We start from the raw sequence: 14,654 nt of genomic DNA, 5'->3' as shown, positions 1-14,654 counted from the left end.
AAAAGCTCAGGGCAGATAGCCCTGAGCTTTCTTTTTATACTTACATCGGATAACCTTTTCTGTTTCCGAAACAGGAACATCCGTTTAAAGCAGCAGTTTATATGTCTTGCTTTGCATACCGGTTTCTACCCGCAACAGATATACGCCTTGTCTGATACCCTGTAAAGAGAGACGGACTGTTTTTCCATCCGTAGCAGATGCCTGTCTGAGCAGGTTTCCTCCCGCATTATACAGTTTAATCTTTCTCACGTCCTTGCCCGAAACCAGGAGATGTTGTCCCTCGCGACAGATATCGGTTTCGGCATCAGAGGTGGTAGCATTTTCTATTCCTGTAGCTGTATCCTGATAGAGGATTAGGATATCGCCCTTTCGCTTGAGATAATAAGAAGGTTCCTGTGGATTCTTCAGCTCCACATTCTTTCCTCCCATCTCGCCCATCACCCTGAACAGATAGGTATGACCGTCGGTCCAAGGCAGATTGCTCTTGCGCAGCCAGTAGCTGTAAAGCGGCACTTCGAAAGATGATGAGACGCTTACCTCATCGCTGATTCCATTTACCTCAATTTCTTCCTTTGTATCTACATCTTCAGAAATAAGGGAAACATGCCCCTCGTAACTGAGGTTTTCTGATGTACGCAGCGAAACACCCATCTTGAAGAGAGATACCTTCGATACATCGACGCTTCCGCCTTCCATCTTCTGGTGTGCATCATCAGCCAGAAAGACTTCAGCTTTTGCCATCAGCGGTTTCTCCTCTCCCTTTACCACCTCTATATAGGCTGCATCCTGATCGTGGATACCGTTGACCGGACAATTCTGGGTTTCGGCTTCATCCGAAGTAATCTCCAGTTTCACCTGATAATGTCCCGGAGCAAGCTGGGCAGGAACCGAAAGGAGAATCGGGATTTCGGTCTCGCTGAAACCATCTATTTCGGTCAGCTGGTCCACACGTGTATTCAACACTACCACCTGGTTCTCATCCAGCAGTTTCACTCTCAGGCAACAGTCGCGAGGCACACCATTGAGGTTCTTGATTGGGAAGAAGGCACGTACCTTGCTGCCCTGTTCTGCTTTTCCGTCAAGTCTTGGCTGCCCCATCAGTTGGAAGCGGACATCTTCCGAACAGATTTCAGAGATGCGGCCGGCACCATCTTTCAGTTCCACCCCGATAACAGGTGCTTTCTTTATCGGCAGGAAATCATCCCATGAACCATCCTCCTTCCGGGCTGCACATATAGCGATGATACGGTAATAACCGTTTTCAAGACCGGCAAGACTGAGACTGATTTTCTGAGTCTGATTGATGAGATAATCCGTTCCCATCCATCCCTCCTGCTCACCGCCATAAAGTCTTTCAGTAAAGCCTCCCTGCAGATGATCATCAGAATAAACCACCTGCTTGAGATTCCCCGCTTCATCATAAACAGCAACACCGATATCGCCCCTGAAAGGCTTGCCTCTGTTGACGAAGGAATTCATCTCGACAGTTACCGGCTGTGAAGGGTCGAATGACTTTCCTGACGCCTCTTTCAGACTGAGCGAACCACCCTCGTTGAACATCAGCTGCGGCGAAGTTTCCAGCAGTCCGCGCTCTATTTCGGGATATTTCCCGTTGTTGGGATGAGCCAAGATGGCGGTAATGGCACGGTTAAAGGCAAGCGGTTTGCCCTGAAACTCACTTCCGGTCTGCGAAACATTGAGATTGGTGAGCGAATAGTAGGCATCGCCCTGTCCCTCCCAACCGAAATTCATGTGGAAGAGACCGTTTTCATCGAAGCCATCCGTTACCCAGGCATGACCGGAAGCCGAACCGGCTGGTCTTCCTTCCAGATAAACCGGACATCCGTTGAGCAGTTCCTGTCTCAAGATTTCGGCAAACCGACCCGGTCCTTCTACTGCTTTCGTAACATAGGCTGCCGAATAATCGAAATGCTTCTGCAGCGCCTGATAGGCAAAGACTCCCTGGGTTCCACTTGCGCTGGGCGTATATTGCATGAAAGAAGCCACGCCCACATCGCTCATCAATAAGGCTACGGCATCATTCTGCACGGCGGTAGCCTGAACCGGATAGCGGTAGTCGGGCAACATGTTGGCCCAGTCGTAGTGCGACTGACTGAAATCCGCGCTCTTCTTAGCCTGGTAGTAGGTTACTACATATTCGTTGTTCCCCTGTCCCTGAGCCGGCCACTGATGATAATACATCATCTGAGCCACAGCCGTAGCCACACAGCCGCTGTAATCATATCCTGTTTTAGCATTAAACGGATACGACTGTCCCCATTTACTTTTCAGCATCGGCGCTACGGTTTTAGAATAAAGTCCGGTGCGGTTATTACTTTGAACCTTCACCTTTCCTTCTTTCAGCACCTCGAAAGTCTGTCGGTATCCCGAAAGCAGCAGTTTTACGCAGGGATTGGCATTCAGCGTATCGAGACAACCTTCTTTACTGTATCCCAGCACTTCTCCCATCTGGTCATCACCAGATACGATAACGAATCCCTGTCCGTGCGCATCATTATATATATAATAAGGTGTACCAGCCTTATTTTTCCTACCCTTCCCCTTTGCTTTCATACCGTCGTTTTGCGGCAGAGTAACATATCTCTTAGCAATCTCCGCCGCCTTCTGCCAGTTGATTTCCTCGGCATGAACAGTTTGAGAACAGGTCATCAGCAGGGCAACGAATCCCACAAATAGGTTCCCCATTTTCAGTCCCTTCCATTCTTTTCTTTCTTTTTTCTTTTTCATTTCTTCAGGTCTTAATATTTGATATTGAGTTAATTACGCCACCTTCTGGAAATATCAGATGAGCTACACTTTGCCATCATCCAGAAAGTTTTCTGCAAAAATACAACTTTTCTTTGAAAAAACAGCGATTTTCTCAAATATTCGTGTGTTTATAAAATAAAAGTTTCTTCCAATTTTCTTGCTTATTACGAATAAAAGTCTTAACTTTGCAGCAGACTTAGGAGAAAGCCGAATATCTCGGAACAAATAAGTGATAATATGGTATAGCGTATGAAACAGGTAGAAGAAAGATATATCAGCTTGCTGACCGACTTCGGTTTCAAGCGAATTTTCGAAGAAGCCGAGATTGCCAAGTTCACTCCGCAGGAGATGAGGGAGTATGAAGCTAGTAAAAAGGCATAACGCAATATGAGCCAGAAAGCCCTGGAGATAGCTAAGAAAAACGATGAAAACAGGTTATTTAGCTTTGCTTATCCATATCCTATCATTATGAGTATAGGGAAAATCCTATGCTATATTAGGGTTTATTCTATCCATATATCACAAAAAACATTTAATTTTGCAGCAGAAAATGATAATAATATAAAATTATGGAAAAAACAAAGAGATGCCCTTATTGTGGCGAAGAAATTCTCGCAATTGCGAAGAAATGCAAACATTGTGGGGAATGGTTAGATGAAACTCATCCCTTAAAGGAAACAAAAAACTGTCCTGCCTGTGGAGAATCTATTGCTGCAGATGCAAAGGTATGTCCTATATGCGATGAACCTACATATGCTTTGGATGAAACAGAAACTCTTTCAGATACTTCTAACCCAAAAGAAACAACTGTTGTTAATGACGGACACTTTCTTTACTGTAAAACATGCAAGGAAAAGATCAGTTCGAGCGCCCAGATATGCCCTAATTGTGGGGATACAGATCCTTTTTACTTTGTTGATATAACCAACAACCGCAAGAAAGTAGGTCTTGGCTGTGCTACCATAGGTATTTTAGCCATTGTCATGACATTTATATTCAGAGCTTTTGGGTCTAAACATGGAATATTAACTTGGAGTTCTGCAGAATTTTGGATCTTTGTATTAGTTATATTGGGCATTTTGGGGTTACAAAAATACTTCTCGTATACCAATATGAAAGAACATAGAGATGAAATGGATAAGATTTTCCAATCGAAGAATGACTCCCAGGCTCTTGAAATTTGGAAGAAGGAATTAGAAGAGAAAAATAATAATTAAACTCATTAAAAAATTATATGAAAAGAATTATTTTGTGTATATCTATGTTGTTCATGGTTATGGTATTTACGCATGCACAAGAGAAAGCTAACGTATTAGTTGAGAAGTTTACTGCTGAAGGCGGTTATACAGACAGCGATGTACGAACTTTAAGGGAAAATGTTATTAGAGCATTAGTCAAGACTATGCGAGTTAACGTTTTAGATTCAGAAAACAGTAAAGCCACTGACAAGCAGTATACTTTAGTTAAAGGTCATCTTCAAAAACCAGCCGTATCTAGCCAAACAGTAGAAGATAAAGGAGAAAGATTTACGCTGACAGAAGTAAACCTAAACTATGTAATTACCATGATTAAGCCGAATTCAAAGGAATCTTCTACTTCGTTTATGTTCACAACAAGAGGTAATAGCATGAGTGGCGAGGCTGATGCGATTGCTGATGCATGTAAGATGGTAAAGTTAAGCATGACCAAGATGATGGAAAAGGTGTTTCCTGTGGTTGGAAAGATTGTATTAATTGACAATGCTAAAGATGATAAAGCTCTGACCGTCTATATTAATCTGGGAGCATCAAACGGAATTAAAAAGGGACAGAAGTTTGATGTTGACATCATGAAAGACGTAGCAGGAGAGCAAGTAGCCAAAAATATTGGAACATTGACCGCAACAGAAGTTTCTGATACAAAAACTCTTTGTAAAGTCAATAGTGGCGAGGTTGACATTTTCTCATCTGTAAATTCCAGTGTAGATATGGTTGTCAAAACCCGTGAGAAAAAGGGACTTTTAAAAGGATTAGGCGATGTTATGGGAAATGTATATGGTGGTAGCGGATTCATTGCAGACTATGGTATGCAAGTAGAAAAATCTACAGAGAATACAATTTCGGCTGCTTCAGTAACTGGTAATGTTGGAACAGCAGCATCAAGTCAAAAGCCCGGTTCAACAAGTAAGTTCAGCTACTATGATTTTATTTCCGGACCTAATGGGCGTAAATACATCGAACCAATTCTTGATTGGTCTGCAAACAAAGCTACTATCACAGCTTATATGAAGGAAGCAGGCTATGTGAAGAGCGATGAAGACATGTTGGCTTTTGCCAGCGATGATGATGATGACCCTCATAGTCCATCCATCATGTATATGATAATGAATGGTCAGTACTTTAGTGCTACATCTATGCTTATGCAAGTTAAAAAAGAAAGCGTTTTAACATGGATGAAGCAGCATTACATCTATAAGGGGAAAAACAATGGAGGCCTTGCCGATTTGCATAATTTTATTTCTAAAGATAAAAAAACAAGTATTATGGTCAGTTTTATGAATCTGAATGAATCAGAGTATTCAACTGTCACCATAGCATACCAAAAAGAATTCTAATTAATTGAGCTGAAGATAGTGCCGATAGGGTTTATCCTGTTCGGCACTTTATTTTTATAAAAAGAAACAGAATATTTTGCCCGTATCCTTGCGTAATAAAAATAACTTTTCTTTACTGCTATAAAAATGCAAGAAATAGCCCCAAAAAACAGCATGATTATTTGGAAAAACCAATATTTATTCTTATCTTTGCAACCTATTTTTCATAGTAAGTATTTTAACAGTAAAAACTCAAAATGATGAAGCAGAAAAAACATCGAAAGATTCCGGCACTGGCTGCTGGAACCACACTCGTTGCAGCGATGACCTTGATGGCATCCTGCTCCACCGATTATGAAGACCAGATCGTGTACAACGACATTGTGAAACCGTTCCAGGAGGACTTCAAAAAGGATACGGTGGTATTCGAAAAGTTGCCGGCAGAACAGGCTAAACACATCCTGAATCTATCTGACCCATCAACTGAAATCGTAAACAAACCGGATTACACCTTCCAGACTGACAACCTCATCAGTGTCAGGAAATCTACTGAGGATGAATCGCTCGTCATCACCAGCTGGTCGGCTAAGCCCGTCTCCAACGTAACACTTGAGATGTATATCCCGGAAGTGGATGAATACATCCCTGTGGCGTTCATCGAATCCATTCCCGCCTTCTCCCGCTTCTCGTTCAAGCCATCCTTCATTGGCAGACGAAATGTATGGAAAAAGAAAAACGGAAACTTCGTGAGTTTCACCTGCCCGTATCTCGACCTCAACAGGATGAAGACACGTCTTGTGAGCGACGATGAGCACTTCAAGATGCTCCAGAAGATTGACGCCAGATGGACCTGCAGTTTCTCCAACTACGGATGGACTCCAGAGGTAGGCGAATCACACAATTTCCGTGAGATGAAGCCTATCTACGCCCGCGAATGGGTGGTGATTGTCACCAACTATACCTATATGATGACCACTCCGGAATATAAGTATGTGATGGCAAACTTCAAGAAGGTGATGGGCGGCGATCTCTACGACAACAATAAAGTAACGTTCACTGCCGAGAAATACCAGAGCGAAATGGAAAGATTCAAGGCACAGAAAAACTTCGTGCTCGGACAGTCTAGCCCGGCATACGGCGGACTGGGCGGCGGCTACATCTGGACCGTTACCGACTGGAACTTCTATGGCCATTATGGTTCGTTCAGCGGATGGGAAGCAATCACCCACGAGCACATGCACTGCATGGACTATAGCCACGACAGCAACATGACGTATCCAGCCAAAACACCGGAAGGTGTCAATGTGGGATGGCCGGAATTTATCTGGCAGCTGCACTTGTGGCTGAGCCATAAGGGCGATCTCCCTTATACCGACCGCAATCTGCTGGGCTTCCACAAAGAGGAGAATGCAAAGTATCGCGACTGCGGTATCAATGACATCTTCAAGGATGATGCCAAACTGCAGAAGACCATAGAGGATTTTTACAAAAAGAGCCGACTGGTGAAATATTTCACCGAGAACCCGATCAATGATCATGCAAAATAAAGGAGGAAACGATATGAGAAAAAATATTATCATGATAGGAGCAGGAATGATGCTGGCTTTGGCTTCCTGCGATAAGACAGAAATACGTGAGTTGATGGAAGACAGAGTGATACCGCAACCGGTAGATACCATCAAGGTGGCAGACCATTTCTATCTGGACGGATATCTTTCCCGCACAGCCGAAGATTTAGGTGGCAGACCGCTGGATGCAGCCAACCTCTTTCACGATGGCGAAGAGCTGTATGTGGCGAATTTTGCAGGCAAGTGTGTCGATGTCTTCGATGCCGAAACATTAAAATTCAAACGCAGTATGAGCAACGGCGACCGTACGCTGGCACGCGATGTTTATGCCGAGGGCAACCATCTCTTTGTGGCTGCCGGCGAAAATCAGGAGGTACAGATCTTCGACAGGAAAACGGGCAAATATCTCAGCCGCCTGGGCACAGGTTCCTGGCCAGCCAGCATGATTTCTAAGGTGGGATGCGTTTGCGCAACCCCTCGTCTTGTTTTCGTGCGCGACTCAAAGTATACCAACATCCGAGTCTTCGACCGCGAGGCGCTGAACCTGGAGGCAGCAAACAACAATACGGTATTTGCCAAACTCAGTACGGGTGGCGATTTCATAGGCAGCAAGGATGAGCCGCTGGGAGGATCCTACGATATGGAGGTAATTGGCGATTCGCTCTATGCCTTCATCCCTAGTACGGGAACCATCTATTCGTGGAAAGTAGAAGACATCATCCAGCACAAGGATTATGCCCCGCTCAAGGTATCCCGCTCCCAGAACTTCAAGCTCCGTTCCATTTCTAAGACCGATGACAAGGACAAGTTCTTCGTATCAATGTTGAAAGACGGCAAGATACAGTTGGCAGAATATACCCTCGCCGACTTCCAGGCGAGAAACTTTGCCAATCCTCTGCGCTGTTTCACCGCCGATGACCGCGTCCTCCTTCCTTCGCAGACCATCATAGCCTACCAGAAGGAGAAACTGATACTCACCAATGGTGCAAAGTTAGACCGCTGGGATATCCGCAACAATCCGGCATACGAAATCAAGCCAAGACAGAAATAATCGTAGCGTTGCCTGATTTTTAAAATAAATTCCCCCATCCTGCCTTCATTAGCTGGATGGGGGATTTCTGTTATTAATGATAGTCTTGTTCAAAACGGATAAAGACACCGGCCTTGTTGTAATAGAGTTCGTAACCAGGGATATCGATTTCATATCCACCTAACTCTTTCTCTATCTTGTAAGGCTTCAGATTAGGATATCGCTTCGCTATATCCGCTGCAATGTTGGCTGGAATGATACCATCAGGCATCACAGAGAACTTGCAGTTTACCGAAGTCCACTCGCCCTTCGCATCAAACTCCAGCTGGGTGCCGTCGCTGAGCAATACATCATATTCCCATCGGCCATTGTCCTTTTCCTTCTCCGCATGACTCACGGCAACCTCGGCAAAATGCTTCTTTACAAACTGCTGTGCATGCACTGGCAAATCAGTAAAACTGATTATTCTTTCCTCGCTGCTGTGGCAAGATACTGATATCATAGCCAATACCATCGAAAAAAATGCCGTCAAAAACTTTCTTTTCATGTTGTCTAATTTTAAAAATTATTGAATCAATTACCTGTTAGTTTGTCAATTATTATTTGCTCACTACCACCTTCTTTCCATTCCGGATATAGATGCCCGACTGGGTAACTTTGGTAAGTTTGCGGCCATCCAACCCGTATATTGCATCAGAATAAGATGAAGCAGCAGCGCTGCCTGTGCCCTGCGATAGAGTTGGCTTCGTGATGCCTGTAGTCGGCGACTTGCGGTAGAGCGTAATGCGGCGGCGCAACGTATTGGCATTCCAGCGGTCCAGCCACATGCCGTCACGCTCTATGTCTACATGTATCTCGTAGGTGCCCTCTGCCAACTCAGAAAGATTCACGGTATGGCGGGTAGAACCCGAAAGATCCGTATCATTGTTGCGCGGAATGCTCACTCTGCTGATGCTGCTCGTATACACTGTCTCGCCCGTAGCCACATTGACCAGACGGTAGCGCATGCGGGTCTGCAGACTGCCCTGCGTCAGATACTTCATATAGCCCGACATACCCAGCACCAGCTGCGGTTTCTGGTCCAGGTCGAAGTAATGGGAAGGCACATAACTGCCCGCTTCATCGCGGAGTTTCACCGATGTAACGGTCACCCTGCCTTCGTAGTTGCTAGGATATACCTCGAGCAGGAAATCCTCCGGCACCGGAATCTCATAGACGCCAGGATTCTTCGTCTCGATATTGTGGTTGAAGCTAAGCTTCATGCGATACTTTCCCGCCTTGAGCTCATGAGAGCCGTTAGTGCCCGAATAGGAAGTCATGAACCTCACGAGCCACTGGGTGGTATCCATGCGCTGCGCCACCATGTGGGCAAGATAGGCATTCGGTACCTGATAGGTTTCACCCGCCAGATTTCCCGTGCCCTCCAGCACCACCTTTAACTCGCCGCGTGCCTGATAGCGGCTCAGGTTAGATACATTCAGCAGGATGCCTGCCAACTGGCTGCTGTACTGATAGGCTGGCTCCAGCACCTCCGGCTGTCCCACCAGCGAAAGGTGAGGCTTGTTGTCAGCCTGTACCAGCGTAACCTCGCCACGGTTTACAATCATCGGCACGGAATTGCCATTCACCATCTGCCTCCAGTCTTCCCAAACGCCCTTGTCAGCATCCAGAAGTCGGCGTCCCAAAGGTCGCAGATAGTAGGTGCCGTCTGCCAGACCGTCGATTTCATTCAGGTCCATCCCCCACCAGTCATATTCGAAATTGTAGCTGGTATAATAGGTAGCCCAGGTCATCACACCCGACTGTCCGAAGACATGCATACACTTTCCGTCCTGCGTAAAGAGTCCGATGCCTATCTGTCCGGTATAGGCGCCTCCGGCATTCTGAGCCACATTGCGGGCTCCCACACCTTTAATCTGCGCCGGAATAACCGACTTCACCGTCATTCCTTCGCTCGCCTGGAACTGCAGTCCCTGGTCATTGTTCACCGAGAGCACCACCGGTTTAGGCTGCAGCGGTTCTATCATTCCGTCGTTCGGATGCACGAAGAGCGCTATCTGATTTTCGTAGTAACAGCCGTCGCTGCCGTAACCTCCGCCAGCCACCGATGCCGTATTGATGTCGAAATAGCCATTGTCCAGACCAGACCAGCCCCAGTTTACATGCACCAGTCCGTTCTCATCGTAGCCATCATATAAAAAGGCATGATCGCCGCCCGTCATAAAGACCGGACAACCGAGAGATAGCTCCTGGTAGATAGCCTGCAGAAACTCGCCGCCCGGCAGTCTATCCTTCTCCAGCTGGCGCACATTGCAGTTGTAATAGTGCTCGAGGGTATTCCATAACTTTGCCTCATCACAGAGGGTTCCGTTCACGCCATAGGTAGCCTGAGCCAGTTTTCCCAGGTCGCGCATCAGCACGCCTACTGCCTGTGCCTGAGCCTCACTGTATCCTCCACCGCTGTAGGAATCAAGCATGTTGTCCCAGTCATAATAATCGTATGACATGGCACCCTCACCTCGGATCACCCCCTCGGGTCTCATCTTAGGCCAGCGGTGGGCAGAGAGCACCTGTGCCATCGCCGTGATGGTACAGCCCGTATAGGTAGGCTTGCCGCTGGTGCTGCTGCGCGGGGTATAATAGTTATAAGGATAATCCTGGCTCCATTCCGCGCTGACGAGAGGTTTCACCGATGCCTTCGGCGGTTTGGCATAGACCGGCGTCACGCTGATGCTGTCTACCTTCACCAGTTCCACCGCCCGTGCATATCGCTCCAGGAGTTTTTTCATCGGAGCCGACATGTTTTCAGCATCCAGCCTTCCCCTGTCGCTATATCCCAGCACCCCGCCTACCCGGTCATCACCCGCCACGATGACAAAGCCTTCGCCATCCTGGTTGTTGAAGAGGTGGAGCGATGGTTCCGAAGCACGGGACCCGCGGCTTTGCACCACCGACGGTCCCACACTTACAGGATTTCCGATAAACTTTCTTGCCATTGTCTGCGCCTTGTTCACGTCTACCGGTCCGGCATAGACATTCATAGCACATATCGCCGATACGGCTATGGCGTAAAATTTCTTATCCATCATATCTTAGGTCAAAAAGAATTATCTGATTACCGTTTTCTTGCCGTTCACGATATAGATGCCCGGCTTCAGCTTGCCGTTCACCTTGCGTCCCTGCATGTCGTAGATGCCCTCCGTTTTCTTCTGCTCCTGAACCAGGTTAGGACGAGGACGGATACCGGTAGTGCCATGATTGCGCACACTGCAGCGGGCAGCATTTTCTATCTTTCCGGTCTTGGTATTGAAGAGCACCGCTGCTATCTCTATCTTGCTGCGGTCACGGATTACGCTGTATTTGTTTACACCCTCAAAAGTAGTGGAGTGTGTCTTCACCTCATCTGCACGGAAGTCGGTCATCTTCGAGTCCTCCAGTCCGTTGTCCATGCCCTGCGATTCTATTGCTACATGGTTATACACCATGCCCTTTACCTGCGACCAGCCCTCTACATAGTTGGCAGCATCGGCATAGAACTTCATCTCTTCGGGTGCATCCTTATAACTGTCGCTGGAATACTCGGCATAATTCGCCTCCTGTCGCCATTTGTCGTCGCTCAGTCCGCTGGCAGTCATCACATAGCCTATGGCAAACGTTTCTCCCTCATCAGGCAACATGCATGGTTCCACCTGGGTTTTCACACGTATGTTATTACCGGTCTCATCCCATTCTGCATCCACCTCCATGTTCATATAAGTTACCTTGCTCTTTTCTATCTTGAAAGCATCGGTAATGTCAAAACCGGCAGCCTTGTTATCACGTGCCACCCATACAGCAGGAACTGTTACGGCATAGCGGTCTATCAATCCTTCATACACCCAACGGGATACTACCTTGCTGATATCATCAGTTTTGTGAACAGAAACAGCCACTACATCATCGGGATACATACGCGCTATGGCGTCGGTAGCCACCAGTCCGATAGGACAGTGCCAGCACCACATTCCTGCATAATCTTCTACCAGCACCCGCTTGTGCGGCATTTTGTTTACCGTGCAGCAGGTAAGATAGGCATATCCCGCCGAAGCCTCGTTATACTGTCCGTTCACCTGGGTGATATTGAAGAGCACCTCTTCCTTTCCCAGTTTCGGTCCCGGTTTGATAGGAATTTTTACCTCTCGCGTTTCTCCATCCTTGAGCGGCTGGTCGAAGTTCAACACGAAAGGTCCCTCGCTCACCTGCTTATCTGTATAATAAAAGGTATAGCTGATGTGGGTCACCTCGGTATCGCCCCAGTTGGTCAGTTTTAGCGGCACCACCGTTTCCGTATCCCCCATTTTCAGGAATACGTTGCCCGGCGTCATAGGCGCCACCGAATTCTTTGCCTGGCAGCCAATGGCTGCCAGGATACTAAACACAACAAATAGTAGGTTTCGTTTTACTGTCATAATCATTTTCCTTTCTGTAAGTTTTTTTTTGCAGCAATCATGCTGTTAAAAAGATTTTTATTTTTTATTTTTTCTCGTAAAGAAATTACTAATTTTGAGTATCTGTTTTATTCTGTCATCTCATGGAGCATTACGAGTCACACCGACTCGTCTTTTCAGCTACAAATATACTATAATTTTTCCAAAATAGAATATACTTAAACTTATATTAACAGATATTCATATTTTTTCTTTTACTTCTCCCTTCACCACCCTTAACTCATTGACCCACAAAATATTAAATAAAAAGGTGAAGGGTGAAGGGTTGAAAACTCTTTTATATATATACGCGTGAAGGGTAAGGGTAAAAACCGAAAAAAAGACCCTAGGGTCAAAAATCGCAAAATCCATAAAATAAAGAATATAATATAGAGTTTAAAATATACCCTTCACCCTTCACCTCGTCTTTTTCCGCTTCTTCTTCCGCCTGGCAATACAAAACAAAACATCACCTTCATCTTCAAAATACCCCCAAAAAGGGGCACCGATTTGCTGCGTTAAAAACTTTAACCTAGGTTATTGTTTGCAAAAATTGAGCGTCATGACGCTCAACCACCCAATTCACAAATTTGTAGTAATTTCGCAGCATGAATAATCAAAAGATTAAAGAAATATTAGACATGGGCAGTTTTTTAAAAGAACTGGCAGAAGAAGGCAACGTAAAATTCGGCTTTGCCAAAAAGTTAGGTATAAACCAAATAAAACTGCTAGAAATCGAGGGCGGCAGGAATACCGTTAGCATGGATATAGAGAATGGAACATTCACTCCCGAAAAACTCTTTGCCATGGAAGAGGCTATCAAAAGCTACTTGAGACAGGAAGACAAAAAGAACAGATATCAGGAAGGATACCAATCCAAACTGAAAATCTACAAGGAAAAAGTAGAAAGGTGGGAGGAAGAGAAAGGAGATGATTATTGGGAAGAGAGAAACAGAAAATGGGCACTGTTCAGAGAGAAACTTCCATACAACAGTATTTCCAAGAAATCTGCACAGGTTTATCAGAAATTCATCAAAGTGACAACCCTTTAAATTTTAAAAATATGGCAAAAAAGAAAACAACAGAAGCAATCAACAGAGAACAGGAAGTCATGGAGGAGAAAGAGGCCTTGCCCTCATTGTTCTCTAACCTGTTTTCCTCTGCCAGCAACCCGCTCCCTAACAGAGCGGTGCTGGAGTACACCATCATGCATTCGGCACCTGTAAAAGCCAATACCGAAGGCTACAGGGCGATGATGAAGGTAGACAAGCGAACGGCAGAGGACATCAAGCACCAGCTGCCCTGCATCACACCCAGCGTGCAGCTCAAGGGTAATGCCAAGAAACTGACCGACTTCCAGAAGGAAACCTACTGGCTGATGCTGGATTATGACGATGTGCCCCCCGAAGACATCGCGGCACTAAAGAAAAAAGCACTGAAACAGCGTTTCACCATGATCTTCTACATCACCGTCTCGGGCAAGGGATTCCGCATCCTGCTCAGATATATGCGGCCTGAAGGATGCGATCTCACTGCCACCGAACTCCACCAGCTCGCCATACAGAAAGCCATGAAACTGTACGACAAACTGCTGGGTATCAGCAGCGACAAGCAATGCCAGGACATGGTGAGAAGCTGCGGACTGGCTTACGACCCCGAGGCTTATTTCAACTGGAATGCCGACGTTCTACCCATCACCCTGGAGGAGGTGGAGAACTTCGAAAAAGCCACAAAGCAACAGGAGGAACAGAACAGGAAAAGGCAGACGGAGGCTGAAAAAACCAGAAAGAAAAGCCCCCGCAAACAGGAAGACGAGGCGCCCCCCAAGACGCTCACCACCGAAGAGATTCTGCAGTATGTAGACAAACTGGCGGAGAGCTGGGAGGAGCGGTTCGAGGAGCATCATCACAACAGCTACGTGGTGAGATACGCCAAATTCTGCCTCTGTTTCGGAGCCGAAAAGGAGGAGGCTGTGAAATGGATGGTAGATAAGTTTGGCAGCGAATATGCCGATACCGAGCGGGTGGCACGAGAGATTTACAAGCATACCGAGCGACTGGGAACCTGGAAAATAAGACAGCAGGGAGATGATGAGCAGAAACGATATACCAGCATGAGAGCGCTGCTGGGATGGCTGGGAGCACGATATGAAATGCACCACAACACGCTGAGCAACCAGTATGAAGTGCGCGCCATCAACACCGGAGAGAAGCTCTATCTCGACTGGACCGAAGTGGATACCCGGGTGA

The 14,654-nt window shown here is 46.3% G+C and carries 11 protein-coding genes; 7 read left to right on the top strand and 4 right to left on the bottom strand.

From position 1 onward, the window contains the following. Positions 1-84 precede the first annotated feature (84 nt). Entirely contained in the window at positions 85-2,748 is a 2,664-nt protein-coding gene (locus ACWJAO_RS10855; protein ID WP_449140255.1) for a C10 family peptidase, read from the bottom strand. Positions 2,749-3,018: 270 nt separating this feature from the next. Here ACWJAO_RS10855 and ACWJAO_RS10850 point away from each other — a divergent pair, with 270 nt between their 5' ends. The 5 genes from ACWJAO_RS10850 (at position 3,019) to ACWJAO_RS10830 (ending at position 7,960) form a co-directional block, all read left to right on the top strand. Further along, positions 3,019-3,150, top strand: coding sequence for a hypothetical protein (locus tag ACWJAO_RS10850; protein ID WP_449140254.1), 132 nt, complete (start codon positions 3,019-3,021; stop codon positions 3,148-3,150). A gap of 188 nt (positions 3,151-3,338) precedes the next feature. Beyond that, positions 3,339-3,986 (top strand): double zinc ribbon domain-containing protein, encoded by a 648-nt coding sequence (locus ACWJAO_RS10845; RefSeq protein ID WP_449140253.1) that lies wholly within the window; start codon positions 3,339-3,341, stop codon positions 3,984-3,986. Positions 3,987-4,003: 17 nt separating this feature from the next. After that, a complete protein-coding gene (locus ACWJAO_RS10840; protein WP_449140252.1) occupies positions 4,004-5,362 on the top strand; it encodes a hypothetical protein in 1,359 nt (452 codons plus the stop codon). 236 nt (positions 5,363-5,598) lie between these two features. Further along, positions 5,599-6,888: a hypothetical protein gene (locus ACWJAO_RS10835; RefSeq protein WP_449140251.1), complete on the top strand. Its 1,290-nt coding sequence runs from the start codon at positions 5,599-5,601 to the stop codon at positions 6,886-6,888. Positions 6,889-6,901: 13 nt separating this feature from the next. Continuing rightward, positions 6,902-7,960 (top strand): YncE family protein, encoded by a 1,059-nt coding sequence (locus tag ACWJAO_RS10830; RefSeq protein WP_449140250.1) that lies wholly within the window; start codon positions 6,902-6,904, stop codon positions 7,958-7,960. 73 nt (positions 7,961-8,033) lie between these two features. Here the strand turns inward: ACWJAO_RS10830 and ACWJAO_RS10825 are convergent, their stop codons facing one another. From ACWJAO_RS10825 to ACWJAO_RS10815, 3 genes are read right to left on the bottom strand one after another with little or no spacing between them, the layout of a single operon-like run. Next, the gene (locus ACWJAO_RS10825; protein WP_449140249.1) at positions 8,034-8,486 is read right to left on the bottom strand and encodes a PepSY-like domain-containing protein; all 453 of its coding nucleotides are present in this window, start codon (positions 8,484-8,486) and stop codon (positions 8,034-8,036) included. A gap of 52 nt (positions 8,487-8,538) precedes the next feature. Next, positions 8,539-11,025 (bottom strand): C10 family peptidase, encoded by a 2,487-nt coding sequence (locus ACWJAO_RS10820; protein WP_449140248.1) that lies wholly within the window; start codon positions 11,023-11,025, stop codon positions 8,539-8,541. A 21-nt stretch (positions 11,026-11,046) separates the two neighbouring features. Next, positions 11,047-12,387 carry a hypothetical protein gene (locus ACWJAO_RS10815; protein ID WP_449140247.1) on the bottom strand — a complete coding sequence of 447 codons (1,341 nt, stop codon included), beginning with the start codon at positions 12,385-12,387 and terminating at the stop codon, positions 11,047-11,049. Positions 12,388-13,046: 659 nt separating this feature from the next. On the opposite strand from ACWJAO_RS10815, the gene ACWJAO_RS10810 reads away from it, so the two are divergent. Both ACWJAO_RS10810 and ACWJAO_RS10805 read left to right on the top strand, forming a co-directional pair. Then, on the top strand, positions 13,047-13,457 hold the full coding sequence (locus ACWJAO_RS10810) for a hypothetical protein (protein WP_449140246.1): 411 nt from the start codon (positions 13,047-13,049) through the stop codon (positions 13,455-13,457). Positions 13,458-13,468: 11 nt separating this feature from the next. Further along, the coding region (locus ACWJAO_RS10805; protein WP_449140245.1) for a BT4734/BF3469 family protein at positions 13,469-14,654 on the top strand (1,186 nt) is incomplete at its 3' end.

Source organism: Segatella sp., assembly GCF_977051555.1.
Note: the sequence above shows the minus strand (reverse complement) of the source record. Positions and strands in the feature narration are given on the sequence as shown.